Source organism: Streptomyces sp. NBC_00341 (assembly GCF_041435055.1).
GTDB lineage: Bacteria > Actinomycetota > Actinomycetes > Streptomycetales > Streptomycetaceae > Streptomyces.
Genome location: NZ_CP108002.1, coordinates 7,615,344 through 7,640,469, shown reverse-complemented (window position 1 = coordinate 7,640,469; position 25,126 = coordinate 7,615,344). Strand labels below are relative to the sequence as shown.

Annotated in this window: 20 protein-coding genes; 7 read left to right on the top strand and 13 right to left on the bottom strand. The window is 71.0% G+C overall.

Features of this window, described 5'->3' with window-relative positions; all coding sequences use genetic code 11:
- Positions 1 to 156: 156 nt before the first annotated feature.
- The 9 genes from OG892_RS34205 to OG892_RS34165 form a co-directional block, all read right to left on the bottom strand.
- Entirely contained in the window at positions 157 to 3,867 is a 3,711-nt protein-coding gene (locus tag OG892_RS34205; protein WP_371631108.1) for a ThuA domain-containing protein, read from the bottom strand.
- 414 nt (positions 3,868 to 4,281) lie between these two features.
- Complete coding sequence (locus tag OG892_RS34200) at positions 4,282 to 5,286, bottom strand: sugar phosphate isomerase/epimerase (protein ID WP_073734280.1); 1,005 nt, start codon at positions 5,284 to 5,286, stop codon at positions 4,282 to 4,284.
- Positions 5,287 to 5,298: 12 nt separating this feature from the next.
- Positions 5,299 to 6,549: a Gfo/Idh/MocA family protein gene (locus tag OG892_RS34195; RefSeq protein ID WP_371631107.1), complete on the bottom strand. Its 1,251-nt coding sequence runs from the start codon at positions 6,547 to 6,549 to the stop codon at positions 5,299 to 5,301.
- Between the two features lie 68 nt (positions 6,550 to 6,617).
- On the bottom strand, positions 6,618 to 7,658 hold the full coding sequence (locus tag OG892_RS34190; RefSeq protein ID WP_073734278.1) for a substrate-binding domain-containing protein: 1,041 nt from the start codon (positions 7,656 to 7,658) through the stop codon (positions 6,618 to 6,620).
- A gap of 71 nt (positions 7,659 to 7,729) precedes the next feature.
- Complete coding sequence (locus tag OG892_RS34185) at positions 7,730 to 8,779, bottom strand: ABC transporter permease (protein ID WP_327339943.1); 1,050 nt, start codon at positions 8,777 to 8,779, stop codon at positions 7,730 to 7,732.
- Complete coding sequence (locus OG892_RS34180; RefSeq protein ID WP_073734276.1) at positions 8,776 to 10,302, bottom strand: sugar ABC transporter ATP-binding protein; 1,527 nt, start codon at positions 10,300 to 10,302, stop codon at positions 8,776 to 8,778. Before OG892_RS34180 ends, OG892_RS34185 begins: the two co-directional genes overlap by 4 nt.
- Positions 10,303 to 10,607: 305 nt before the next feature.
- Complete coding sequence (locus OG892_RS34175; protein WP_073734275.1) at positions 10,608 to 11,789, bottom strand: ROK family transcriptional regulator; 1,182 nt, start codon at positions 11,787 to 11,789, stop codon at positions 10,608 to 10,610.
- A gap of 208 nt (positions 11,790 to 11,997) precedes the next feature.
- Positions 11,998 to 12,666, bottom strand: coding sequence for a GntR family transcriptional regulator (locus OG892_RS34170; RefSeq protein WP_371631106.1), 669 nt, complete (start codon positions 12,664 to 12,666; stop codon positions 11,998 to 12,000).
- 72 nt (positions 12,667 to 12,738) lie between these two features.
- Positions 12,739 to 13,689 carry a beta-ketoacyl-ACP synthase III gene (locus OG892_RS34165; RefSeq protein WP_073734273.1) on the bottom strand — a complete coding sequence of 317 codons (951 nt, stop codon included), beginning with the start codon at positions 13,687 to 13,689 and terminating at the stop codon, positions 12,739 to 12,741.
- Between the two features lie 317 nt (positions 13,690 to 14,006).
- Here OG892_RS34165 and fdhD point away from each other — a divergent pair, with 317 nt between their 5' ends.
- Positions 14,007 to 14,861 (top strand): formate dehydrogenase accessory sulfurtransferase FdhD, encoded by an 855-nt coding sequence (gene fdhD, locus OG892_RS34160; RefSeq protein WP_328864698.1) that lies wholly within the window; start codon positions 14,007 to 14,009, stop codon positions 14,859 to 14,861.
- Positions 14,862 to 14,901: 40 nt separating this feature from the next.
- Here fdhD and OG892_RS34155 read toward each other — a convergent pair whose 3' ends face one another.
- The gene (locus OG892_RS34155) at positions 14,902 to 15,930 is read right to left on the bottom strand and encodes a bile acid:sodium symporter family protein (RefSeq protein WP_371631737.1); all 1,029 of its coding nucleotides are present in this window, start codon (positions 15,928 to 15,930) and stop codon (positions 14,902 to 14,904) included.
- Between the two features lie 134 nt (positions 15,931 to 16,064).
- Here OG892_RS34155 and OG892_RS34150 point away from each other — a divergent pair, with 134 nt between their 5' ends.
- The 3 genes from OG892_RS34150 to OG892_RS34140 all read left to right on the top strand — a co-directional run bounded on the left by OG892_RS34150 (position 16,065) and on the right by OG892_RS34140 (position 20,085).
- Positions 16,065 to 16,949 (top strand): LysR substrate-binding domain-containing protein, encoded by an 885-nt coding sequence (locus tag OG892_RS34150; protein ID WP_073734271.1) that lies wholly within the window; start codon positions 16,065 to 16,067, stop codon positions 16,947 to 16,949.
- A gap of 333 nt (positions 16,950 to 17,282) precedes the next feature.
- On the top strand, positions 17,283 to 19,082 hold the full coding sequence (locus tag OG892_RS34145) for a long-chain fatty acid--CoA ligase (RefSeq protein ID WP_371631105.1): 1,800 nt from the start codon (positions 17,283 to 17,285) through the stop codon (positions 19,080 to 19,082).
- Positions 19,083 to 19,248: 166 nt separating this feature from the next.
- Entirely contained in the window at positions 19,249 to 20,085 is an 837-nt protein-coding gene (locus OG892_RS34140) for an aldo/keto reductase (RefSeq protein ID WP_371631104.1), read from the top strand.
- 110 nt (positions 20,086 to 20,195) lie between these two features.
- On the opposite strand, the gene OG892_RS34135 is transcribed toward OG892_RS34140, so the two are convergent.
- Both OG892_RS34135 and OG892_RS34130 read right to left on the bottom strand, forming a co-directional pair.
- Positions 20,196 to 21,122, bottom strand: a complete 927-nt coding sequence (locus tag OG892_RS34135; RefSeq protein ID WP_328864700.1) for a class I SAM-dependent methyltransferase — start codon at positions 21,120 to 21,122, stop codon at positions 20,196 to 20,198.
- Positions 21,123 to 21,142: 20 nt separating this feature from the next.
- Complete coding sequence (locus OG892_RS34130) at positions 21,143 to 22,168, bottom strand: AraC family transcriptional regulator (protein WP_371631103.1); 1,026 nt, start codon at positions 22,166 to 22,168, stop codon at positions 21,143 to 21,145.
- Positions 22,169 to 22,249: 81 nt separating this feature from the next.
- On the opposite strand from OG892_RS34130, the gene OG892_RS34125 reads away from it, so the two are divergent.
- Positions 22,250 to 23,116 carry an NmrA family transcriptional regulator gene (locus OG892_RS34125; RefSeq protein ID WP_371631102.1) on the top strand — a complete coding sequence of 289 codons (867 nt, stop codon included), beginning with the start codon at positions 22,250 to 22,252 and terminating at the stop codon, positions 23,114 to 23,116.
- 33 nt (positions 23,117 to 23,149) lie between these two features.
- On the opposite strand, the gene OG892_RS34120 is transcribed toward OG892_RS34125, so the two are convergent.
- Positions 23,150 to 23,914, bottom strand: a complete 765-nt coding sequence (locus tag OG892_RS34120; RefSeq protein ID WP_371631101.1) for a class I SAM-dependent methyltransferase — start codon at positions 23,912 to 23,914, stop codon at positions 23,150 to 23,152.
- A gap of 207 nt (positions 23,915 to 24,121) precedes the next feature.
- On the opposite strand from OG892_RS34120, the gene OG892_RS34115 reads away from it, so the two are divergent.
- Positions 24,122 to 24,739, top strand: a complete 618-nt coding sequence (locus OG892_RS34115) for a TetR/AcrR family transcriptional regulator (protein WP_328864702.1) — start codon at positions 24,122 to 24,124, stop codon at positions 24,737 to 24,739.
- Positions 24,736 to 25,101, top strand: coding sequence for a DoxX family protein (locus OG892_RS34110; protein WP_073734264.1), 366 nt, complete (start codon positions 24,736 to 24,738; stop codon positions 25,099 to 25,101). The genes OG892_RS34115 and OG892_RS34110 overlap by 4 nt, the downstream gene beginning before the upstream one ends.
- Positions 25,102 to 25,126: the final 25 nt, after the last annotated feature.

The window sequence follows — 25,126 nt, the reverse complement described above, 5'->3', positions numbered from 1 at the left end:
CTCCCTGGCTGGGGGTCCTGGCGGTGCAGAGCTGGTGGCGCGGTGCCTGAGGGGAAGGGCTGCGGACGGCGGGGGCCCGGGGCCGCGGACGGCGGGGCCCGGGGGGGGTTCGGACGGCGGGCGGGTGTGGTGCCCGCCCGCCGTCCGGACGTGTCCCTACGCGGAGGGCAGTTCCTTCAGCTGGATGTTGCGGAAGGACACCTGGTCGTCGGCCCCGTGGTTCTGGAGGCCGATGTAGCCGTCCTTGAGGCTGCGGGCCGGGTCGGTGTTGGTGAAGTCGTTGATCTTCACTCCGTTGAGGAAGATCTGGAGCCGTTCACCCTGGACCTTGATCTCGTAGCTGTTCCACTGGCCGGGCGGCCTCAGGACCTGGTCGCGGGCCTTGATGTTGGCCGACTTGAAGGTGTAGACGGACCCGGTGGTGCGGTCGGGGGCGTCGGTGGCGTCGATCTGGACCTCGTAGCCGTTGTCCACCGCGGACCACGGGTCGTCCGACTCCGGGAAGCCGACGAAGACGCCGGAGTTGTCATCGCCCGCCAGCTTCCAGTCGAGCTTCAGCGAGTACGACTTCAGCTCCTTGGCCTGGTAGGTGAGCAGGCCCATGCCGCCTTCGGAGCGCAGCTCGCCGTCGACGACGTTGAACTTGCCGGGGCCCGCCTGCTTCCAGCCTTCGAGCGTGCTGCCGTTGAAGATCGAGCGGTAGCCGGTGTCGGGCTTGCAGTCGGCCTTCACCTGGCCGGCCGCGTAGCGCAGCCCGCCGGAGAGGACCTTGCGGAAGTCCGGGTCCGCGTACGACTCCTTGGTGTGGCCGAGGCCGGTGTAGAAGGAGCGGCCGCCCTGGTAGCTCTGGCACCAGGTGATCGGGTGGTCGCCCTTCATGTTGCCGCCGGTGTAGGTCGTCTCGTCGAGGGTGGCGAGGACCTTGACCTTGCCGCGCGGGTTGGTGCGGTAGTTGTACAGCTCGTCGGTGCGCTCCCAGGTGTCGCCCAGGTGTGCGGTCGCCGGGTTCTTGTGGTCCTCGACCCGGACGGTGACGGGCTGGATGGCGGGGTGGCTGTCGAAGTACGCGCCGACGAGTCCGCCGTAGAACGGCCACTCGTACTCGGTGTCGGCTGCGGCGTGCACGCCGACGTAACCGCCGCCGGTGGTCACGAAGTTCTCGAACGCCTTCTGCTGGTCGGCGTTGAGGACGTCACCCGTGGTCGACATGAAGACCACGGCGTCGTAGCGGGCCAGGTTGGAGGTGGTGAACTGGCCGGCCTCCTCCGTCGCGTCGACCGTGATGTTGCTGTCCTTGCCGAGCTCCTTCAGTGCGGCGATGCCCTCGGGGATCGCGTCGTGGCGGAAGCCGGCGGTCTTGGAGAAGACCAGGACGCGCTTGGCGGTCTTGTCGGGCGGGGTGTTGGAGAGCTCGAAGTCGTCGAGGTCGTAGAGCGCGCCGTCGCCTCCCTTGAAGACCAGGAAGAGTTCGGTCGACTTCTTCGGGACGCCGCGCAGGGGGACGTCGATGTCCTGGAAGACCTCCCAGCCACCGGTGACCGGTACGGGTGCGGAGCCGAGGATCTTCCCGTCGGCCGAGCCGGTGCGGACTTCGAGGAAGCCGCCCGCTCCGCCGGAGGCGATCCGGGCGGTGAGCTTGGTGGAGTCACCGAGCAGGTACGGCTTGAAGGAGATCCAGTCGCCGTTCTCGATGTCGCCGACGGTCTTGCCGCCCTCGGCGTTCGCCTTGTCGTAGGTCTTGATGCCCGACGAGTCGCTGAAGTGCTCGGCCTGGCGGTGGCGCGGCTGCAGCTCGGACTGGTCGTGACCGGACAGGGCCGCCTGGCCGCCGCCTCCGCCGTCCGTGTACGAGGCGTCGATGACTCCGAAGATGTTGGCGTTCGGGTCGTGCCCGCCGTCCATCTCGGTCTTGATGGTGCCCTCGCAGCCGTGCGCGGAGGTGATCGGGTGGCCGTGGGCGTCGTGGCCGAGGATGAAGCGGACCTCGATCTTGGAGCAGTCGATCGTGCCGTCCTCGGGATCGGTGACGGTCACCTTGAAGGGGATCTCGTCGCCGAAGGAGAACAGCTGCCCGTCACCGGGCAGTTCCAGCTTCACGAGCGGAGCGGTGTTGCCGACCGTCACATGGACGTTGGCCGATCCGGTGCGCCCGGTGGGGTCCGTGGCGGTGACGGTCGCGGTGTAGGTGCCGTTCTTCTTGTACGTGTACGTGGGGTTGGCCGCGGTCGATGTGCCGCCGTCACCGAAGTCCCAGCTGTAGGTCAGCGCGTCCCCGTCACCGTCGGTGGTGCCGGCGGAGGAGAAGGCGACCTTGAGCGGTGCGGTGCCGGAGGTCTTGTTCGCGGTCGCCTCGGCGATCGGTGAGCGTCCGTCGGTGGCGTTCTCGATGCGGTAGAGAGCGGAGTTCTCGTCGCCGCCGAAGTAGCCGGTGCCGTAGTCCAGGACGTACAGCGCGCCGTCGGGCCCGAAGGCCATGTCCATGATCTGGGTGCCGGACCACGGCACGTCGTTGATGGACTCCACCTTGCCGTCGGCGTCCTGCTCGATGCGCTTGATCCACTTCCGGCCGAACTCGCCGGCGAAGAAGTCGCCGTCGTACTCCTCGGGGAACTTCACGGGCGAGTCGAGGTCGGCGTCGTAGTGGTAGACGGGACCGCCCATCGGGGACTCCGAGCCGGTGCCGAACTCGGGCACGGATCCGTTGTCGTACGGGATCCAGGCGGGCTGGGCCGGAGGCAGGTCCACCAGACCGGTGTTGTACCGGGAGGTGTTCTTGGGGGCGGCGCAGTCGAACGCCTCACCGGAGGTCTTCGTCGCGAAGTCGTAGTCGATGAACGGGTCGTTGTCGCCCGTGCAGTACGGCCATCCGAAGTTGCCGGGCTTGGTGACGCGGGCGAACTCAACCTGTCCGGCGGGTCCGCGCTTCGGGTCGGCCGCACCGGCGTCGGGACCGTAGTCGCCGACGTACAGGATGCCGGTGGTCTTGTCGACGGTGAAGCGGAAGGGGTTGCGGAAGCCCATCGCGTAGATCTCGGGGCGGGTCTTGTCCGTGCCCGGCGCGAAAAGGTTCCCGTCGGGGACGGTGTACGTGCCGTCCTCCGCGACCTTGATGCGGATGATCTTGCCGCGCAGGTCGTTGGTGTTCCCGGCGGAGCGGCGGGCGTCGAACGCGGGGTTGCGGTCCGGCCGCTCGTCGATCGGGGCGTAGCCGTCGGAGGCGAACGGGTTGGAGTCGTCGCCGGTCGACATGTACAGGTTGCCCTGCGCGTCGAAGTCGATGTCGCCGCCGACGTGGCAGCACATGCCGCGCGAGGTCGGGATGTCGAGGACCTTCTTCTCGCTGGCCATGTCCAGCGTGCCGTCCTCCTTGAGGACGAAGCGCGAGAGCCGGTTGACTCCGTCGAACTTGGCGAACTCGGCGGCGGTGCCGTTCTCGGGGGCGTCACCGGCCGGGGTGTCCAGCGGGGGCGCGTAGTAGAGGTAGATCGCCCGGTTCTTACTGAAGTCCGGGTCGACCCCGACGCCTTGGAGGCCTTCCTCGTCGTGCGAGTAGACGGGGATGGTGCCGGCGAGCGTGGTGTCGCCGCCGTTGTCGGTGAGCCACAGTTCGCCGCCGCGAGCGGTGTGCAGGACGCTGCGGTCCGGGAGCACCGCCAGCGTCATGGGCTCGCCGGTCTCGGCGACCCCCTTGGCGAGGGTGACCTGCTGGAAGTCCTCTGCGGCCGGGGCCGGAGCGGGCTCCTCGTGGGCGACAGCCGTGCCGGCGCCCAGGCTGAGAGTGGCGGCGGCGAGCAGGGCGCCGGTGAAGAGGGCGAGGGATTTACGGACGCGGAGCCTGGACCTGGTCCGGCTTCGGGTTCTGTGCACGAGTGTCCTCCGGAGAGTGCCGGTTGTACGGGCGGGTGCGGGTGCTGCCGTGCCGTTCCGCGCGGGGACTGCCGCGCAGGTCAGTCGGGGCCTGTGCGGCTCCGGTGACGAGAGTCATGTCGTGTACACGTTCTGGACGGTAGACCTGTTCGTCCGGGACGGAAAGCCCTTGTGCAGCGGTCTTGTTGAACTTTTTCCTTGGTCAGGACAAAGGGGGTTCTGGGCAGGGCTCGCCCGCCCGGCGGCGCATGTGGTCTGCCACCGGGCTGGGGGCGTTGCTTTCCCCTACCCGCCCCTTCCCGAACCTGGGGCTCCGCCCCAGACCCCGCGCCTCAAACGCCGGCGAGGCTGAGCATTAAGCCCCTCCGGCGATTGAGGAGCGGGGGTCCGGGGGCGGAGCCCCCGTTCGGACGGTCAGTCGTTGCCGCCGAACGCCGCGTCGAACGACGTGCTCGGCGGGTCGAAGTCGAACCGCTTGAGCGATGCAAGCGCTTCCGGGGCGCCCGTCAGTCGGTCCATGCCCGCGTCCTCCCACTCCACGGAGACCGGTCCGTCGTACTCGATGGACCGCAGCATCCGGAACACGTCCTCCCACGGCACGTCGCCGTGCCCCGCCGAGACGAAGTCCCAGCCGCGCCGCGGGTCGCCCCACGGCAGATGGGAGCCGAGCCGGCCGTTGCGGCCGTCCAGCCGCTTGCGCGCCTCCTTGCAGTCCACGTGGTAGATCCGGTCCCGGAAGTCGTACAGGAAGCCGACCGGGTCCAGGTCCTGCCAGACGAAGTGGCTGGGGTCGAAGTTCAGCCCGAAGGCCGGCCGGTGGCCGACGGCCTCCAGCGCGCGGTGCGTCGTCCAGTAGTCGTACGCGATCTCGCTCGGATGCACCTCGTGGGCGAACCGCACCCCCTCCGCGTCGAACACGTCGAGGATCGGGTTCCAGCGCTCGGCGAAGTCCTCGTAACCGCGCTCGATCATGTGCGGCGGGACCGGAGGGAACATCGCCACCAGGTGCCAGATCGACGAACCGGTGAACCCGATGACCGTGTCCACCCCGAAGGCGGCGGCCGCCCGCGCGGTGTTCTTGATCTCCTCTGCGGCCCGGCGGCGCACCCCTTCGGGCTCCCCGTCGCCCCAGATCCGGGCGGGCAGGATGCCCTGGTGGCGCTCGTCGATCGGGTTGTCGCAGACGGCCTGGCCCACCAGGTGGTTGGAGACCGCCCAGCACTTCAGCCCGTACTTGTCGAGCAGCTGGTGGCGCCCGTCCAGGTACCCCGGATCAGCGAGGGCCTTGTCGACCTCGAAGTGGTCTCCCCAGCAGGCGAGTTCGAGACCGTCGTAGCCGAAGTCGCGGGCGTACCGGCAGACGTCCTCCAGTGGCAGATCGGCCCACTGACCGGTGAAGAGGGTGAAGGGACGGGGCATGCGCAGGACCTCCTAGAGCTGTGCGGTCGAATGGACGGGGGTGTGCACGGAGTTCTTCGCGGCGCTCTCCTCCACCGCCGCCAGCACCCGCTGCACCTGGAGTCCGTCCGCGAACGACGGGGTGGGCGCGGTCTTGTCCGCGATCGTCCGCACCACGTCACGGGCCTGGTGGATGAACGTGTGCTCGTACCCGAGGGCGTGCCCCGGCGGCCACCAGGCCTCCAGGTAGGGATGCTCGGGCTCGGTGACCAGGATCCGCCGGAAGCCGGCCGTGGTGGCGGGCTCCGTGTGGTCGTGGAAGGACAGCTCGTTGAGCCGCTCCAGGTCGAAGGCGAGCGAGCCCAGCTCCCCGTTGATCTCCAGCCGGAGCGCGTTCTTGCGGCCGGCCGCCATCCTGGTCGCCTCGAAGGAGGCGACCGCGCCGGAGGCGAGCCGGCCGGTGAAGAGCGCCGCGTCGTCCACCGTGACCGCTCCCCGCGCCCCGCTGTCCGCCACCCCGGCCAGGCCGTTCGACGAGCCGGATTGCAGGGGCCGTTCGCGTACGAAGGTCTCGGTGACCGCTGACACCCCGACCAGCAGCTCCCCCGCCAGGAACTGGGCGAGGTCCACGATGTGCGCCCCGAGGTCACCGAGCGCGCCGGAGCCCGCGTGTTCCCGTTCCAGCCGCCAGGTGAGCGGGGATCCGGGGTCGACCAGCCAGTCCTGGAGGTAGGTGGCGCGCACGTGCCGAAGGGGGCCGAGCCGCCCCTGCTCGATCAGCTTCCGGGCGTAGGTGATGGCGGGCACCTTGCGGTAGTTGAAGCCGACCACCGCCACCTGGCCCCGGGCGGCGGCGCGTGCCGCCGCCTCGGTCATGGCCTCCGCCTCCGCGACCGTGTTGGCGAGCGGCTTCTCGCACAGCACGTGCTTGCCCGCCTCCAGTGCCGCGATGGCGATCTCCGCATGGCTGTCGCCCGGGGTGCAGATGTCGACGAGCTGCACGTCGTCCCGGGCGATCAGGGCCCGCCAGTCGGTCTCCGCCGCCGCCCAGCCGTGCCGGTCGGCGGCGGCCTCGACCGCCCTGCGGTCGCGTCCGCAGATCGCGGCGAGAGCCGGCCGCATCGGCAGCTCGAAGACATGGCCGGCGGTGCGCCATCCCTGCGAGTGGGCGGCGCCCATGAACGCGTATCCGACCATGCCGACCCCGAGCGTGGGTGCGCTCGCCATCGGCCGGTACGTCGGCGGCGCCGCCGCCTCCTGCTCCGTCTCTTCCCTACGGGCCATCCGGGCTTCCTCCTCATCGGTGGTTCGGTGGGTGCGGCGGGAGGGTCAGCACCCTCCCGCGGGGCCTCTCAGTTGAAGCCCGTCGGCAGGTACTGATCGACGTTCTCCTTGGTGACCACCGCGGAGAAGAGCGTGAGGTTGGTCGGGATCTCCACCTCGGAGAGGCCGGCGAGTCCCTTGCTCTGGCCGAGGGCGCGGGCCAGGTCGACGGCCGACGCCGCCATGCTCGGCGGGTAGAGGACGGTGGCCTTGAGCACGCTGTTGTCGGCCTTGATGGCGTCCATCGCGGACTTGGCCCCGGCCCCGCCGACCATCAGGAACTCGTCCCGGCCTGCCTGCTGGATGGCGCGCAGCGCGCCCACGCCCTGGTCGTCGTCGTGGTTCCACAGCGCGTCGATCTTCTTCTGCGCCTGGAGGAGCTGGGACATCTTCGCCTGGCCGGACTCGACGGTGAAGTCGGCTGCCTGACGGGCCACCAGCTTGATGTTGGAGTAGTTCTTCAGCGCGTCGGCGAAGCCCTGGCTGCGCTGCTTGGTGAGCTCCAGACCGTCGATGCCGGCCAGCTCGACGACCTTGGCGTTCGGCTTGTCCTTGAGCTGTTCGCCGATGTACGTACCGGCGTTGAGGCCCATGCCGTAGCTGTCTCCGCCGACGTAGCAGCGGTACGCCTGCGGGGAGGCGAAGACGCGGTCCAGGTTGATCACGGGGATGCCCGCCCGCATGGCCTCCAGGCCGACCTGGGTGAGCGCCTTGCCGTCGGCCGGGAGGATGATGAGGACGTCGACCTTCTTGTTGATGAGGGTCTTGACCTGGCCGATCTGGGCGGCGGTGTCGTTGGAGCCCTCGGTGGTCTCCAGGGTCACCTCCGAGTACTTCTCCGCCCGCGACTTGGCGTTCTCGTTGATGGCGTTGAGCCAGCCGTGGTCGGCCTGCGGACCCGCGAAGCCGATGGTGAGGGCCTTACCCGGCTTGTCGTCCGCGGCGGGAGCGTTGCTCTGCGCCGCGGTGTCCTTCTCCTTGGGGTCGTTGCTGGTGCAGGCGGTCAGGAAGGCGCCCGCGGAGACTGCTGCGGTACCGAAGAGCAGTCCTCTGCGGCTGGTTTCTGGCATGGCTGTCAAACCCTTCATCCGGTGCGTGGGCATGCGGAACAGGCGTAAGTGGTAAGGAAGGTGTTGGGTCGTCAGCTGTCGCGGTTGGCCGAGGTGCGGCCCTGGACCAGAACGGCGGCGACGATGATCGCGCCCTTGGCGATCTGCTGGACGTCGCTCTGCAGGTTGTTGAGCGCGAAGATGTTGGTGATCGTGGTGAAGACGAGGACGCCCAGCACGGAGCCGACGATGGTGCCCCGTCCGCCGGTGAGCAGGGTGCCGCCGATGATCGCGGCGGCGATGGCGTCGAGCTCGTACAGGTTGCCGTTGGTGTTCTGTCCCGAGCCGGACAGGATGATCAGCATGAAGGCGGCGATGCCGCAGCAGAGTCCGGACAGCAGGTAGAGGTAGAGGCGCTGGCGCCGTACGTCGATGCCCGCCAGCCGGGCCGCTTCCGCGTTGCCGCCGACGGCGACGGTGCGGCGGCCGAAGGTCGTGCGGTTCAGCAGCAGCCAGCCGATGACGGTGACCACCGCGAACATCATGACCAGCGGCGGGATGCCGAGGACGTAGGAGCCGGGCAGGCCCAGGTCCAGGACGGACTTGACCGTGACGATCTGGGTCTTGCCGTCGGTGATCAGGAGGGCCATGCCACGGGCGGAGGCGAGCATCGCCAGTGTCGCGATGAACGGCACCAGCCGGCCGTACGCGATGAGCACCCCGTTGACCAGTCCGGCGCCGAGGCCGACGAGCATCGCGGTGAACAGGATGCCGACGAAGCCGTACTCCTGGGTGGCGAGTGTGGTGGCCCAGACCGAGGCGAGGGCGACCATGGCGCCGACGGACAGATCGATGCCGCCGCTGGTGATGACGAAGGTCACCCCGACGGTGACGACGCCGATGACGGACGCCTGGGTCAGGATCAGCTGGAGGTTCCCGGTGTCCAGGAAGGCGTCGGGCTCCGTGATGGCGCCGACCACCACCAGTGCGGCGAGGACGCCGAGCAGCGAGAGACTGCGCAGGTCCAGGCGGAGCCCGAGGGCTCGGGGGGACCTGTCCTTCTGCGGGGACGCGGGGACGGACGCGGGCGCGGAGCCCTTGTCCGGCCCGGTCTGCTGTGCCGAGGAGACGGGCTGCGTCATGACGTCGGGCTCCCTTCCATCACGAGGTCGAGTACGCGGTGCTCATCGAGCTCCGTGGCGTCCGCCGTATGCACGACATGACCCTCACGGAGCACCAGCACCCGGTCGGCGAGGCCCAGCACTTCGGGCACTTCGCTGGAGACGAGCAGTACGGCGAGGCCTTCGTCGGCCAGCCGGCGGATCACGGCGTAGAGCTCGGCGCGGGCGCCGACGTCCACTCCGCGGGTCGGTTCGTCCAGCAGCAGCACCCGGCAGCCGCGCAGCAGCCAGCGGGCCAGGACCGCCTTCTGCTGGTTGCCGCCGGAGAGCGTGCGGACGGGGGTGTCCGGGTTGTCGGGGCGCAGCGAGAGCTCGCGGGTGGCGGCGCGGGCCGCCTTGCGCTCGGCGCCCCGGTCGAGCCAACCGCCCCTGGAGAAACGGGACATGGTGGAGACCGAGACATTGCGGGTGACGGATTCGAGCATCAGCAGTGCCTGTGCCTTGCGCTCCTCCGGGGCGAGGCCGATGCCCGCCGCGACGGCCGCGCGGACGCTGCCGGTCCGCAGCGGCTTTCCGGCGACGGTGACCTGCCCGGCGGTGGCGCGGCGGGCCCCGTAGATGGTCTCCAGGATCTCGGAGCGCCCGGAGCCCACGAGTCCGGCCAGGCCGACGATCTCGCCGGGCCTGAGTTCCAGGTCGACCGGGGCGAACTCGCCCTTCCTGGTGAGGCCTTCGACCCTGAGCACCGGCTCCACGCCGGTGCTCGCGGGGACCTCTTCGGGCCTCGGCGGAAAGACGTACTCGACATTGCGGCCGGTCATCATGGCAACGATGTCGCGCGTGGGGGTGGACTCGGCGGGGAGGCCGACGGCGACGGTCCGGCCGTCCTTGATCACGGTCACCCGGTCACCGATCCGGCGGATCTCCTCCAGCCGGTGGGAGATGTAGACGACGGCGACCCCGTCGGCGGTCAGGGAGGCGACGATGCGGAAGAGGTTGGCGACCTCGTCCGGGTCGAGGGCCGCGGACGGTTCGTCCATCACGATGAGCCGTACGTCGTGGGAGAGCGCACGGGCCATCGAGACGATCTGCTGCTGGGCCGCGGAGAGTTCACCGACCGGGCGGGCCGGGTCGATCTCCGGGTGGCCGAGGCGTTTCAGCAGTGCGCCGGCCGCGGTGCGGCCGTCACGGGTGCGGACGACGAAGCCCGCGGTGGTCGGTTCATGGCCGAGGAACACGTTCTCGGCGACCGACAGGCCCTCCACCAGGTCGAGTTCCTGGTAGATGGTCGCGATCCCGAGGCGCATCGCGGCGATGGGCGTCTTGAGCACGGCCGGTGAGCCGCGCCAGGTGATCTCGCCGTCGTCGGGCTGGTGGGCCCCGGCGAGCACCTTGATGAGGGTGGATTTGCCCGCCCCGTTCTGGCCGAGCAGACAGTGGACCTCGCCGGCCTGGACCTCCAGGTCGACGCCGTCCAGGGCGCGCACGCCGGGGAAGGTCTTGGTGATGCCGGACATGGTGAGCAGGGGTGGTTCTGGAGCCATGACAAATCCCCTCGGCGGGTGCCGGTGAGCGGGCAGGGCGAAGTACGGTCCCGGGGTTGACCCGGACCCCGGCCGCTGGCGCGGGGGCGGTGCCGTTGTTGCCGGCCGGCCGAGGATCGGTCCGGCGGGAAGCGGATCGGACGGGAGAGCGATCGGGCGGGAGAGCGATCGGGCGGGTGGTGCGCGGCTCTTGCACGTGCTGCGGCCCGGTGGACGGGCCGGTGGTGCGGAGGCCGGCCGAGGCCGGGGCCTGGCCGGTGGTGCTGGGTCAGGCCGGTGGTGCTGGACGGTCCGGTGGTGCTGGGTCAGGCCGGTGAGAAGAGGTGGTCGCTGATGAGCCTGGCCGCGCCGATCACTCCGGCGGCGGGTCCCAGCTCGCCCAGCACGATGGGAAGGTTGCCGGTGGCCAGCGGCAGTGACTGCCGGTAGACCTGGGTCCGGACGCTGGCCAGCAGCGTGTGGCCCAGTCCGGTCACCCCGCCGCCGATCACCACCAGACCGGGGTTGAAGAAGCTGACGAGTCCCGCGATGACCTGCCCGACCCGGTTTCCGCCTTCACGGATCAGGTCGAGCGAGGTGGCGTCGCCGGCGGCCGCGGCGGCGGCAACGTCGACGGCGGTGAGTTTCCCGGACGCCGACAGCCGGGCCGCGAGCTCCGCGGACTGCCCGGCACGGGCGGCGTCCTCGGCGTCGCGGGCCAGTGCGGCGCCGCTGAAGTGTGCTTCCAGGCAGCCCCGGTTGCCACAGGCGCAGGGACGCCCGTCCGGTTCGACCTGGATGTGGCCGATGTCGCCCGCACTGCCCGTCGTACCGCGGTGGACCTCTCCGCCGACGACGATGCCGCAGCCGATACCGGTACCGATCTTGACGCAGAGGAAGTCGCCCACGGAGCGCGCGACGCCCGCGTGCTGCTCCCCCATCGCCATCAGGTTCACATCGTTGTCGACCATCACGGGGCAGCCCAGCTCCTGGCTGAGCGCCTCGCGGACCGGGAAGCCGTCCCAGCCGGGCATGATCGGCGGTGCGACCGGAATCCCCTCGGGGAAGCGGACCGGTCCCGGTACGCCGATGCCCGCGCCGTCGAACCCCTCGGCGAGCCCGGAGGCCCGGAGCTTGGCCGCCATGGACAGCACCTGCTCGAAGATGGCGACGGGGCCTTCGCGTACGTCCATGGGGTGGTTGAGGTGGCCCAGGACCTCCAGCTCCGCGTTGGTGACCGCCACATCGACCGAGGTGGCGCCGATGTCGACGCCGAGGAAGCGCAGCGCCGGGGCGAGCCGGATGTTGTGCGAGCGACGCCCGCCGCGGGATGCGGCGAGTCCGTCGGCCACCACAAGGCCGGTCTCCAGCAGTCTGTCCACCTCGACGGCGAGCTTGGAGCGGGAGAGATCGACCTGATCCCCCAGCTGTGCCCGTGAGTTGGGCCCGCCGTCGCGCAACAGCCGAAGCAGTCGCGCCTGATGCGCATTCGCGGGTCGTGCCGTCATACGTCTCACGCGCCCCTCCCCGCCACATCGGCCTGTCCGTCGGGCTTTGGAGGGGAACGTAGCAGCGCTTGCCCGGAGTGGGAAGAAGTTGCGCAGGAATCGACCGCAACTTTCTCCACCCTGAGGACAAAGAGGTGGGAGCACCGGCCCCGGTCACCGGATCGGCCGACTGCTCAGCCGGCGTGCGAGGGCAACGAGAACGCGGAGGTCAGCCCTCTTCGCGCTGGTGGCGGCCGCGTTCCGTACGGGACCGCATGATCGCCGCGGCCCGCTGCTCGTCGCGCGAGGAGATCGCGGCGGTCAGGGCGCGGTGCTCGGCCCAGGACCCGGCGCCCCGCTCCCGGGCGGCGGGGGTGCGGTACCAGTGGGCCCTGCGGTCCACCTGTCCGGCCAGCCCGGCCAGTACGGCGTTGCCCGCCAGCTCCATGACCTTGGCGTGGAAGGCCGCGTCGGTCGCGGCCGCCAGGTCCGCGTCGTCGTCGGCGGCGGCCCGCTCACCGGTGTCGCACAGCTCCTCCAGCGCGGCGATGCCCGCGGTACCGGCGTGGGCGGCGGCGAGCCGGGCGGCCTCGGCCGCCAGGAGCGTCCGGACCGACAGCAGCTGGTCCGCCTCCTCCTCCGTGGGTTCATGGACGAACGCGCCCTGGGCGGGCCGCAGATCGACCCAGCCCTCGGTGCTGAGCCGCTGCAGGGCCTCGCGCACCGGCTGCCGGGATACCCCGAGGCGGCCGGCCAGTTCGCTCTCGACCAGGTGCCGGCCGGGGCGGAGCGCACGGGTGGCGATGAGTTCGAGCAGTGTCCCGTACACCTGCTCACGCAGCGGACCGGGTCGTTCCAGCTTCGGCACGGTCCCTGGCGGCAGTCCTGCGGACGACACTGCGGTCCCCTCCGAGCAACGAGCAACGAGCGATTGCCTGCCGTCTACAGCCTACCGAGCACCATTGCCCCCTCAGGGACAGCGGATCACCTGACCCGCGTAACTGAGGTTCCCGCCGAAGCCGAAGAGCAGCGCCGGAGCCCCGGCCGCCACCTCGCCCCGTTCCACCAGCTTGGACAGGGCCATCGGGATGGAGGCGGCGGACGTGTTGCCGGAATCCACCACGTCCCTGGCGATGACCGCGTTGACCGCGCCGATCTTCCTGGCGACCGGTTCGATGATCCGCAGGTTGGCCTGGTGCAGCACCACCGCGGCGAGGTCCTCCGGGGTGAGTCCGGCCTTCTCGCACACCTTGCGCGCGATGGGCGGCAGCTGGGTGGTCGCCCAGCGGTAGACCGACTGGCCCTCCTGGGCGAAGCGCGGCGGCGTCCCCTCGATCCGTACCGCGTCCCCCATACCGGGCACGGAGCCCCACAGCACCGGCCCGATCCCCGGCCGGGCGGCCGAGCCGGAGTCCGCGACCACCACTGCGGCCCCGGCGCCGTCCCCCATCAGCACGCAGCTGGAGCGGTCGGTCCAGTCGACGATGTCGCCCATCTTGTCGGCGCCGATCACCAGCGCGCGGGTGGCCGCCCCCGCGCGTACGGCGTGGTCGGCGGTGGCGAGGGCGTGGGTGAAACCGGAACAGACCACGTTGATGTCCATCACCGCGGGCGACGTCATGCCGAGGCGGGCGGCGACCCTGGCCGACATGCTCGGTGACCGGTCGATCGCGGTGGAGGTGGCGACCAGAACCAGATCGATGGCCGAGGGCTGGAGCCCGGCAGCGGCGAGCGCCTTGGCCGCCGCGTGCGCGGCCAGCTCGTCCACCGGCTCTTCGGGGCCGCCGAGGTGACGGGTCTTGATGCCGACGCGGCTGGTGATCCACTCGTCACTGGTGTCGACCATGGCCGCGAGGTCATGGTTGGTGAGCACCTTGGCGGGCTGATAGTGGCCGAGCGCCACGACACGTGAGCCGGTCATATTCAGGTTCCCCTCGCTACATATGGCAGGAACCATCCAGTCTTGGTCGCTACTGACCGGTACAGAGGCACGTGATCCCACAGGATTACCGCTCAACGATTGGAGGCTTGACAACAGCCTCTGCGCGGCGGACCGCATACTGTAGACAATATTTCTGTCTCCCGGCGCGCACTCCGGGACCATCATCGGTGTCACCCCGCACGTGCAGCAGAATGAGACCGTGGGGGTCACCTCGACGCAGCCGGTGCCCGACGGGCAACCTCCGCACCAAGGGCCGCTTCGGCTTCCACCACGTACAGAAATCGGGTCTGGCTGTCATGGGACGGGTCACCGAGCGCCGCCGCACCATCCGTATCCGGGACGGGGCCGTGTCCACCCGCCCCGACACGCTCGTCGCGGAGGAACCGCTGGAGATCCGGCTGAACGGCAAGCCGCTCGCCATCACGATGCGCACCCCGGGCGACGACTTCGCGCTGGCGGCGGGCTTCCTGGTGAGCGAGGGCGTGATCGGTGAGGGCCACGAGGTGCAGTCGATCGTGTACTGCGCCGGGGCGACGGCCGACGGGGTCAACACGTACAACGTGGTGGACGTGCGGCTCGCGCCCGGTGTCGTGGTCCCGGACATCACGCTGGAGCGCAACGTCTACACGACGTCGTCCTGCGGGCTGTGCGGGAAGGCCAGTCTGGACGCGGTCCGCACCACGACCCGGCACCCCGTCGCCGACACTCCCCCGCTCCGGGTGGAGCCCGCGCTGCTGTCCGCCCTCCCCGACCTGCTGCGCGCCTCGCAGCAGGTGTTCGACCGGACCGGGGGCCTGCACGCGGCGGCGCTGTTCTCCGAGACGGGCGAGCTGATGGACATACGGGAGGACGTGGGGCGGCACAACGCGGTCGACAAGCTGGTCGGGCGAGCCCTCACCGACCACCGGCTGCCGCTGTCCCGGTCGATCCTGCTGGTCTCCGGCCGGGCCTCGTTCGAGCTGGCGCAGAAGGCGGTGATGGCCGGCATCCCGATGCTGGCGGCCGTCTCCGCGCCGTCCTCCCTCGCCGTCGACCTGGCGGCGGAGACCGGTCTGACCCTGGTCGGCTTCCTGCGGGGGCCTTCCATGAACGTGTACGCGGGTGAGCACCGCATCGCCCTGGAGGCGGATACCGAGGCCGGCCGGGGCTGAGGCGCCTCCGCCGCCCGGCCGCGAGGCGCCCTCGCGGCCGTCAGGTCACGGTGACGGGCGCCGCCGTCAGCGCCTCGCCGTCCGTGGCCGTCTCCCGCAGGTCACGGGCGCGCCGCTTCGCGAGCACCGCGCACACCATGAGCTGCGTCTGGTGGAAGAGCATCAGCGGCAGCACGGCCAGGCTCGCCTGCGCGCCGAACAGGACGCTGGCCATGGGCAGGCCGGAGGCCAGGCTCTTCTTCGAGCCGGCGAACTGGATGGCGATGCGGTCCTCCCGGCCGAAGCCGAGCCGCTTGGCCCCGTACCAGCTCAGCGTGAGCATCAGTGCGAGCAGCACCGCCTCGGCGCCGAGCAGCGCCCCGAGCCGGGCCGGGGTGACCTGGTGCCAGATGCCCGCGACCATGCCCTCGCTGAACGCGGTGTAGACGACGAGCAGGATCGAGCCCCGGTCGACCAGGCCGAGGATCTTCTTGTGCCGGGCGATGAAGCCGCCGATCCAGCGGCGCAGCAGCTGTCCCGCGACGAACGGCAGCAGCAGCTGGACGCCGATCTTCAGCAGCGCGTCCCCGGAGAATCCGCCCCCGCTGTTGCCGAGCAGCGCCGCCGCGAGCAGCGGGGTGACGAAGATTCCGGCGATCGAGGAGAAGGAGCCCGCGCAGATCGCTGCGGGCACGTTGCCCCGGGCGATCGAGGTGAAGGCGATCGACGACTGGATGGTCGAGGGGACCAGGCAGAGGAAGAGGAAGCCGCTCTGGAGCTGGGGCGTCAGTACATACGGGACCAGCCCCTCGCTCGCCAGCCCCAGCAGCGGGAACGCGACGAACGTGCAGGCCAGGACGGTGAGGTGGAGCCGCCAGTGCCGGACGCCGTCGAGCGCCTGGGCGGTGGAGAGCCGTGCGCCGTAGAGGAAGAAGAGGAAGGCGACCGCGCCGGTGGAGGCCCCGCCCGCGACCTCGGCGGCCGCGCCGGAGGCCGGCAGCAGCGCCGCGAGGACGACGGTGCCGATCAGCGCCAGGATGTACGGGTCGAGCGGCAGCCAGGACGGCAGCTTCGGCTTGCGGCGGCTCATGTGCTCCACGTGTTCTCTCGTTCAGGGGCCTTGCCCCAGGGGCTGTCCCGTAGCCATCGTGCCCCTGCCCGCCGACATCGGGAATCCCGTATACCGCTCTGACTGTGATCGTGTCTCGCGATAACGTGGCGGGCATGTACGAACCCGCGCAGTTGCGTACGTTTCTCGCGGTCGCCCAGACGCTGAGCTTCACCCGGGCCGCCCGCCGGCTCGGGGTGCGGCAGTCCACGGTGAGCCAGCACGTGCGGCGGCTGGAGGAGGCGACCGGACGGCAGCTGTTCACCCGTGACACGCACCGGGTCGACCTCACCGTGGACGGTGAGGCGATGCTGGGTTTCGCCCGGACGATCCTGGAGGCCCACGAGCGGGCGTCGGCGTTCTTCACCGGCACCCGGCTGCGCGGCCGACTGCGGTTCGGGGCCTCGGAGGACTTCGTGCTGACGCGGCTGCCGGAGATCCTCCAGGCGTTCCGCCACGACCATCCCGAGGTCGAGCTGGAGCTCACCGTGGAGCTGTCGGGGACACTGCACCAGCAGCTGGCGGCCGGCCGGCTCGATCTGGTGCTGGCCAAGCGGCGCACCGGTGACACGCACGGGGAGCTGGTCTGGCAGGACGCGCTGACCTGGATCGGTGCGCCGACGCTGCGGATCGACCCGGACCGGCCGGTGCCGCTCGTCCTCTTCCCGCCGCCGGCCATCACCCGGGCCCGCGCCCTCGAGGTGCTGGAGGGCGCGGGCCGTTCCTGGCGGGTGGCGTGCACCAGCGGCAGCCTCAGCGGGCTGACCGCCGCCGCCCACGCGGGGCTCGGCGTGATGGCGCACAGCCGGGGTCTGGTCCCGCCCGGCCTGGTCCCGCTGCCGGCCAGAGCGGGACTGCCGGATCTGGGCGAGGTGGACTTCGTCCTGCTGCACGGCCGCCGCCGGGACGGTGCGCAGAAGGCGGCGGACGCGCTCGCGGCGGCGATCCTGGCGGGCGGCGAGCGGCTGATCCGTCCGCCGGGGGTTGCGGGGCGGCCTTGAGGGGGACAATCAACGGGACGCCGCGGTCCGGGCCGGGGCGGCCCAACCCGGTCAGGCCCGGCAGCTGCGGACCAAACCCCCGTATCCGCACGGAACGGCAGTGATCGCGGCGTACAGATTCGGTGGAGATTCCCGCGCGAGCCACTTACTCCTTGGTCGGAAGCGCGCCCGAGCCTTGCCCATCTGGCCGGATTTCAGCCCCTGACCAGTGCAGACGCCATGTTTCACCGGTTGTTGCGGGCTCTCCCGCGGCAGCGTCCGGTGGGGTAGCGTCACGGCGCTGTGCGGAGCGCCACAAGGAGCAGGTCATTGCGCGAGTTCACTGTCCCACCCATGGCGGCCGCGCCCCACGTGGGCGGGCTCGCTGATGTGGTTTTCGACTACGCCGAGGAGGATCCGCACCGGATCGCCCTCGGCCGCAAGGACGCGTCCGGGAAGTGGCTCGATGTCACCTCCGGCACGTTCCGCGACGAGGTGCTCGCACTGGCCAAGGGACTGATCGCGCACGGCGTGCGGTTCGGGGACCGGGTCGCCCTGATGTCGCGCACGCGCTACGAGTGGACGCTCTTCGACTTCGCACTGTGGGCGGTCGGCGCGCAGTCCGTTCCGGTCTATCCGACGTCCTCGGCCGAGCAGGTCCTGTGGATGCTCCACGACGCCGAGGTCTCTGCGGTGATGGTCGAGCACGAGGACCACGCGATGACGGTCGCCTCGGTCATCGACCAGCTGCCCCAGTTGAAGCGGCTGTGGCAGCTGGACACCGACGCGGTGTCCGAGCTGGTCGCCGCGGGCGCCCATGTCGAGGACGAGGTGGTGCACCGGCACCGGCGTGCCGTGACGCCCGACTCGGTCGCGACCGTCATCTACACGTCGGGCACGACGGGGCGGCCCAAGGGCTGTGTGATCACGCACGCCAACTTCATGTTCGAGACGGAGACGATGGCATCGCGGTGGGAGTCGGTCTTCCACTCCCGGCCGGGCGACGAGGCCTCGACCCTGCTCTTCCTGCCGCTGGCGCACGTCTTCGGGCGGATGGTGGAGGTCACGGCGATCCGGGGCCGGGTGAAGCTGGGCCACCAGCCGGAGCTGTCGGCGAAGGCGCTGATGCCGGACCTGGTGACGTTCCGCCCCACGTTCATCCTGGCGGTGCCGTACATCTTCGAGAAGGTCTTCAACGGGGCCCGCCGCAAGGCCGAGACGGAGGGCAGGCTGGGCCCTTTCGACAAGGCCGTGGACATCGCGGTGAAGTACGCGGAGGCGATGGAGGCGCGAGCGTTCGGGACCGGTCCCGGCCCGTCCGCCGGGCTGCGGATGCAGCACCAGTTCTTCGACAAGGTCGTGTACAAGAAGGTGCGCGAGGCGATGGGCGGCCGGATCCGGCACGCCATGTCCGGCGGCTCGGGGATGGAGCGGCAGCTCGGGCTGTTCTTCGCGGGGGCCGGTGTCACGGTGTACGAGGGGTACGGGCTGACCGAGACGACCGCGGCGGCCACCGCCAATCCGCCGGAGCGCACCCGGTACGGCACGGTCGGGCAGCCGATCCCCGGCACCACGGTGCACATCGCGGCCGACGGCGAGATCTGGGTGTACGGCCGCAATGTGTTCTCCGGGTACCTGGGCGACCCGAAGTCCACCGACGCGGTGCTGAACGACGGCTGGCTGGCCACCGGGGACCTGGGCGCGCTGGACGAGGACGGCTATCTGACGATCACCGGGCGCAAGAAGGAGATCCTGGTGACGTCCGGCGGCAAGAGCGTCTCGCCGGCCGGTCTGGAGGAGCGGGTGCGGGCGCATCCGCTGGTGGCGCAGTGCATCGTGGTCGGCAACGACCGGCCGTACATCGCGGCCCTGGTCACCGTGGACCAGGAGTCGGTGGAGCACTGGCTCGCCATGCAGGGCCGGCAGCGGCTGTCACCGGGCGAACTGGTGCGGGACCCGGATCTGGAGATGGAGGTCCGGCGGGCGGTGGTGGCCGCGAACACGGCGGTCTCACAGGCCGAGTCGATCCGGACGTTCCGGATTCTGGCCCACCAGTTCACCGAGGAGCACGGGCTGCTGACCCCGTCGCTGAAGCTGAAGCGCAAGGCGATCGAGACGGCGTACGCGGCCGAGGTGGACGCGCTGTACCGCTGAGCGCGGGGAGAAGCCGTACTGCTGAGCCGGGAAGAGGCCGTACCGCTGAGCCGGGCACTGGCCGTACCGCTGAGCCGGGAAGAATGCGTCCGCGGACGGGAATGTGCGGGCCGTCTTGATCGTTGAAGCTTCGAGTCCCACCCCCCAACGTAAGGATCGACCGCTCGTGAGCCAGGTCCCCTCCCTCACCCTCAACAACGGCGTCGAGATGCCCCAGCTCGGTTTCGGAGTCTGGCAGGTGCCGGACGACGAGGCCGCGAAGGCGGTCGCCACAGCCATCGAGTCCGGGTACCGCAGCATCGACACCGCCGCGATCTACCGGAACGAGGGGGGCACCGGCAAGGCCATCGCCGCCTCCGGTATCGCCCGCGACGAGCTCTTCGTGACCACCAAGCTGTGGAACAGCGAGCAGGGCTACGACTCGACGCTGCGCGCGTTCGACGCCTCGCTGGACAAGCTCGGTCTCGACTACGTCGACCTGTACCTGATCCACTGGCCGGTTCCCGCCAAGGACGCGTACGTGGACACCTACCGGGCGTTCGAGAAGATCTACGCGGACGGCCGCGCGAAGGCCATCGGCGTGTCGAACTTCCTCCCCGAGCACCTGGAGCGGCTGCTCGGCGAGACCTCGGTCGTACCCGCGCTCAACCAGATCGAGCTGCACCCGCAGCTCCAGCAGGCCGAGTCCCGCGCGCTGCACGCCAAGCACGGCATCCTGACCGAGGCCTGGTCGCCGCTGGGCTCGGGCAAGGGCCTCCTGGAGGTCCCGACGGTGGTCGCGGTCGCGCGGAAGCACGGCCGCACGCCCGCTCAGGCGGTGCTCCGCTGGCACCTCCAGACCGGCCATGTGGTGATCCCGAAGTCCGTGACCCCGTCGCGGATCGCGGAGAACATCGATGTGTTCGGCTTCGAGCTGGACGAGGACGACCTGGCCGCGTTCGCGGCACTGGACGAGGGCAAGCGGCTCGGCTCGCACCCGGGTGAGTTCAACCTCGGCGCCTGAGCCGGAAGGCCAGCGGTGACGTCCCGCCACTGACGTCACAGAAAGGGAGTCCGCCGGTCCGGCGGACTCCCTTCGTCGTGCTCAGGCCCTGCGGCCGAGCCTTGTCGCGCTCAGGCCTTGCGGCCGAGGTGGAACGTCCGGGCCAGCAGCAGGAAGGTGTCGGTGCGCCGGTGCAGTCCGGCCGGGTCCTCGGGGTCGGTCAGCCGGTCGAGCAGCGCGTTGTCCTCGGCGTCCAGCCGCTCGCCCAGGGTCTCGCGGCGGCGGGTGAAGTTGTCGATGACGTGATTCCGTGCCACGTCGGTGAGGGGCGCGGGCAGGTCGAGCAGGAAGCTCCGGGTGCCGTGCGGGTCGAGGCCCACCGCGGTGAAGAGGGCGGCCCAGTTCTCGGTCTCCCGCTTGGTGCCGGGCAGGTCCGCCCGCATCTGCTCGAAGGTCTCGGCCTGGATCACGTCGAGCCGCTCCTCCAGACCGGGCCGGCCGAAGCCGATGTCGCGCGGGAGATGGCGGGGTTGCAGCCCGCCCTCGACGAGTGCGACGGTGCCGCCGGGACGCAACAGCCCGGCGAATCCGGCCAGTGCGGCGCGCTGGTCGCCCATGTGGTGCAGCGCGTTGCCCGCCCAGATGAGGTCCGCCTCCCCGGCGCGGTCCAGTTCGGCGGGCAGGTCCGCGTGCAGGGTGGTGACGCGGTCACCGAGCCCGAGCCGCTTCGCGCGGTCGCGGGTGCGCTCCAGCAGGGCCGGGGTGCCGTCCACGGCGACGACCTCGGCCTGCGGGAACACCTCGGCGAGCAGGCAGGCGACGACGCCCGGTCCGCTGCCGATGTCCAGGACCCGGCGGACCTCGTGGGCGCCGGGCAGACCGGCGATCCAGCGGGCGGCCTCCGTGTACTGGCCGGTGCTGAGTTCGGCGTCCTTCTCCAGCAGCGGGCCGATGGCGTCCCAGTCGAGATCGGTGCCGTGATGGTGGGCATGGCCGCTCTCGTGCCGGTGCCCGTGGCTGCTGTCGTGGTGGTGACCGTGACCGGTGTCGTTGCTCATGGGGACAGCCTCACCACACATCAGGTCACGGGCAAACTTTGTTGCCGGTCCGGCAAGTCCCGGCCGTTCCGGTAGTCCTGCGGGCCGACCCCGCGCACCCGCTTGAAAGCGGTGCTGAAGGCGAACGCCTGGCTGTAGCCGACCTTCCGGGCAACGGCCTCGACCGTCGCGTCCGTCTCCCGCAGCAGATCCGCCGCGACGGCGAGGCGCCAGCCCGTCAGGTACGCCATCGGGGGCTCCCCCACCAGTTCGGTGAAGCGGCGGGCGAGCCCGGCCCGGGAGACTCCGGTCCGGTCGGCCAGCGCGGCGACCGTCCAGGGGTGGGCCGGCTCGTTCTGGAGCAGCCGCAGCGCCTGTCCGACGACGGGGTCGCCCATGGCTCTGTACCAGGCGGGGGCCTCGGCCCCTGGCCGGGAGAACCAGGTGCGCAGGGCGTCGATCAGCAGCAGGTCGAGCAGCCTGTCCAGCACCACGCTCTGCCCCGGCTCGTCCCTGGCGATCTCGCGGTCGAGCAGGGTCAGCAGCGGGTTGCCGCGGCCGTCGCCCACGCCCACGCCGTCACCGTCACCGTCACCGTCACCGTCACCGTCACCGTCACCGGGGAGGAGGATCAGGGCGGGCAGGGCGTCCAGGAGGCGCCTGCTGATCTCACCGTCGAGCAGGTAGGTGCCGACGAGCATGGACGCCTCGCCGTCCGGGGCGTTGCCCCAGGTCCGTACGCCCAAGTGCATGGACTGGGCGAGCGGTTCGCCGCGCAGGGTGGTGCAGACGCCGCCCGGACCGATCCGGGTCCGCGGCCGGGTGCCGGGCCGGTCCGCGACGGTGTACGGTTCCGGGCCGCGCGCGATGGCCAGGTCGCCGGGGCGCAGCAGTACGGGTTCGGCGTCGTCGGCGGGCACGATCCAGGCCTCGCCCTCGGTCATCGACATCAGGCAGAGCGGGGCCCGGTCCTCGATCCGTACGGACCACGGCGGTTCCATCACCATCCGCAGCAGGAAGGCCCCTCTGGCCCGCGGCCCGTCCAGAAGTCCGGCAAGTGCGTCCATGGGCAGCAGCGTAGACGTTCACGAAGGGAGCTGAGCGGCTGAGGGATGGAGGGGGCGGGGCTGCGCGGCGAGCCTTGGGTCATGACAAACGACAGGGCGAAGCAGCAGCAGCAATCGCGTACGGCCGGCCCGGTGCTGGTGACGAGTGGGACGGGCAAGACGGGCCGCCGGGTGGTGGAGCGGCTCGCGGCGCGCGGGGTGCCGGTGCGGGCCGGATCGCGCGGGGGCGAGGTGGTGTTCGACTGGGCGGACGAGTCGGGCTGGGAGGCGGCGCTGCGGGGTGCGGAGGCGGCGTACATCGCGTACTACCCCGATCTGGCGGCGCCCGGCGCACCGGAGGCGATGGCGGCCTTCGGGCGGATCGCGCGGGGCTGCGGGGTGCGGCGGCTCGTGCTGCTGTCGGGGCGGGGCGAACCGCAGGCGGTGGTCGCGGAGGAGGCGCTGCGGTCGGCGGCCGGGGATGCCGAACTCACCGTGGTGCGCTCGGCGTTCTTCGCGCAGAACTTCAGCGAGGGCGCGCTGCTCGATGGGGTGCTGGGCGGCGAGCTGGTGTTCCCGGCCGGCTCCACCGCCGAGCCGTTCGTGGACGCCGGGGACCTCGCCGACGTGGTGGTCGCGGCGCTGTGCGGGGACGGCGGTGCGGGGCAGGTGCACGAACTGACCGGCCCCCGGCTGCTGACCTTCGCTGAGGCGGCCGCGGAGATCACCCGGGCGAGCGGCCGCGAGGTACGCTACCTCGCCGTGACGGCCCCTCAGTACGCGGCGATGCTGGCCGAGTTCGGCGTGCCGGAGGCCGAAGCGGGCTTCCTGGCGGAGCTGTTCGCGATGCTGCTGGACGGGCACAACGCCACGGTCACGGAGGGCGTCAAGCACGCCCTGGAGCGTGACGCGACGTCGTTCACCGCCTTCGCCGCAGAGGCCGCGCGGAGCGGTGCCTGGGACGCGTAGGGGGCGTCGGACACTGTCCGGCCGGGGCCCGCGTCACCCCCGGGCCGGCCCCGGTCCCGGCCCACGACGGAACGCCAGCAGCCGGTACTCCGGTTCCGCGCGGCACCGGTCCTGGCCGGGCAGCGCGGCCAGGGCCTCGATGAGCCGGTCGGCCGCCGCCCCGGGCAGTTCCAGGCGCGAGGCGTAGTACCCGCGGCGTACTCCGCGTGCCGCGCTCATCGGCGTCCGGCCCTGCCCGTGCCCCCGGAAGACCGCGCTCCCCACCACGTCGAGGCCGCACTCGGCCCCGTACCCGATGACCCGGTCCGTGGCGTCGGACGGGGAGGGCGCCAGGTACGGGGCGAACGCCGCGTCGATGTCGCCGGCCACGTCGTGCGAGGCGTCCTTGTCGACCGTGGCGACGAACACGCCGCCGGGCCGCAGCACCCGCGCCGCCTGCGCCACCACGGCCCGGACATCGCCGTCGCCGCGCAGCAGGTGCAGCAGCCAGACCGCCGTCACCGCGTCGACGGCCCCGTCCCGCAGCGGCAGTCGGCGTGCGTCGGCGAGCGCCACACCGCCGACGCGCTGCTTCGCGACCCGGGCCATGCCGAACGCGGCGTCGGTGCCGGACACCCGCAGACCTGGCCGTCCCGCGGCGATCCGTTCGGTGACCAGCCCGGTCCCGCAGCCGATGTCGAGCAGCGAGCGGGCACCGGGCGGGATCAGACCGAGCACCGCGGCGGCGGCGGCCTCGGCCCGCGGCACGCCGCCGCGCGTGGCGTCGTAGACGGCCGCCTCGTCGTCGTAGTCCAGCATGCGAACGACTCTAGGGCGTGTCCGCAACATCGCGTCGTCCGCCCGGAGGGCGGGCTCCAGATGGGCGGCGACCGTGCCGCGAGGCCGCTGCCGCCTGGCGACTTGCCGAAGAAGCCCATGGTCGCCCTCTGGGCCGTAAGCCGATTCCCGTACCGGCCCGGGAGCGTCCTCTTGCGTGTGCGGGCGGGCCGCCCTACCATCCTGAACATGTTCACTGAACGCGTTCAGTCGCGCGCGGCGAAGCGGGAGGCGACCCGGCTCAGGGTGCTGTCATCGGCCGAACGGCTCTTCCGCGAGCAGGGGTTCGGCTCCAGCACGATCCGCCAGATCGCCACAGACGCCGAGGTGAGCACCGGGACCGTCATGTCGGTCGGTGACAAGGACGCGCTGCTCGTCGCCATCTTCGACACCTGGATCGCCGCCGTGCACCACGGCCGGGAGGCCGAACACGGGCGGGGCGGGGCGACACCGCTGCCGCCCGCCGCGGCGGCCCGGGAGGTCCTGGATCTCGTCGAACCCTTCATCAGCTACTTCGCACTCGACCTCGAACTGTCCCGGGAGTACGCCGCGGTCATCGTCCGGGGCACCCACGAGTCCGAGGTCTTCCAGGCCCTCGCCCGGGCCCTGCTCACCGAACTCGAATCCCTGCTGGCCCGCACGCCGCTCACCGCCACCGGCGCGGGCGCCGGTGCGCGCACCCTCTACTTCGCCTACCTGGGCATCCTCATGACCGTCGGCAACGGCGCTCTCGACCAGCGGGGCGCGATCTCCCAGTTCCAGGAAGTCATCCATTTCGTCGTCGACCGTGAAGGAACCCAACGATGATCAGCACTCCCGATCCGTGGTGGCCGACCGCACTGCTCGCCCTGGTGCTCTTCTGCGACGCGGTCATGTCCGTGCGCCCCCCGATGTTCGTCCAGCAATGCCTGGAGGGAGTGCGTTTCCCCCGCGACTGGTGGTGGGTGCTGGTGGTCGTCAAGTTCCTGGCGGCGGCCGGACTTGCCGCCGGACTCCGGTACGAGGGTGTCGCCGTGACGACCAACGCCGCGGTGATCGTGTACTTCCTGTGCGCCTCCTACGCCCACTACCGGGCCCGGTTCCTCAAGCAGGAGTTCTGGCTGAACTGCCTGGGAATGCTGGCGCTGTCGACAGCGGTCCTGTTCCTGTCCCACCTGTCCACGCTCTGACCGGCCCCGGCCCGCCGCCCGGTTT

Coding starts and splice junctions, on each gene's coding strand:
- OG892_RS34110 (WP_073734264.1), top strand. CDS start 24,736: ATGATCAGCACTCCCGATCCGTGGTGGCCGACCGCACTGCTCGCCCTG.
- OG892_RS34195 (WP_371631107.1), bottom strand. CDS start 6,549: ATGGCCCGTAGGGAAGAGACGGAGCAGGAGGCGGCGGCGCCGCCGACG.
- OG892_RS34130 (WP_371631103.1), bottom strand. CDS start 22,168: ATGGACGCACTTGCCGGACTTCTGGACGGGCCGCGGGCCAGAGGGGCC.
- fdhD (WP_328864698.1), top strand. CDS start 14,007: ATGGGACGGGTCACCGAGCGCCGCCGCACCATCCGTATCCGGGACGGG.
- OG892_RS34165 (WP_073734273.1), bottom strand. CDS start 13,689: ATGACCGGCTCACGTGTCGTGGCGCTCGGCCACTATCAGCCCGCCAAG.
- OG892_RS34120 (WP_371631101.1), bottom strand. CDS start 23,914: ATGCTGGACTACGACGACGAGGCGGCCGTCTACGACGCCACGCGCGGC.
- OG892_RS34115 (WP_328864702.1), top strand. CDS start 24,122: ATGTTCACTGAACGCGTTCAGTCGCGCGCGGCGAAGCGGGAGGCGACC.
- OG892_RS34180 (WP_073734276.1), bottom strand. CDS start 10,302: ATGGCTCCAGAACCACCCCTGCTCACCATGTCCGGCATCACCAAGACC.
- OG892_RS34125 (WP_371631102.1), top strand. CDS start 22,250: ATGACAAACGACAGGGCGAAGCAGCAGCAGCAATCGCGTACGGCCGGC.
- OG892_RS34150 (WP_073734271.1), top strand. CDS start 16,065: ATGTACGAACCCGCGCAGTTGCGTACGTTTCTCGCGGTCGCCCAGACG.
- OG892_RS34175 (WP_073734275.1), bottom strand. CDS start 11,789: ATGACGGCACGACCCGCGAATGCGCATCAGGCGCGACTGCTTCGGCTG.
- OG892_RS34185 (WP_327339943.1), bottom strand. CDS start 8,779: ATGACGCAGCCCGTCTCCTCGGCACAGCAGACCGGGCCGGACAAGGGC.
- OG892_RS34145 (WP_371631105.1), top strand. CDS start 17,283: ATGGCGGCCGCGCCCCACGTGGGCGGGCTCGCTGATGTGGTTTTCGAC.
- OG892_RS34200 (WP_073734280.1), bottom strand. CDS start 5,286: ATGCCCCGTCCCTTCACCCTCTTCACCGGTCAGTGGGCCGATCTGCCA.
- OG892_RS34135 (WP_328864700.1), bottom strand. CDS start 21,122: ATGAGCAACGACACCGGTCACGGTCACCACCACGACAGCAGCCACGGG.
- OG892_RS34190 (WP_073734278.1), bottom strand. CDS start 7,658: ATGCCAGAAACCAGCCGCAGAGGACTGCTCTTCGGTACCGCAGCAGTC.
- OG892_RS34155 (WP_371631737.1), bottom strand. CDS start 15,930: ATGAGCCGCCGCAAGCCGAAGCTGCCGTCCTGGCTGCCGCTCGACCCG.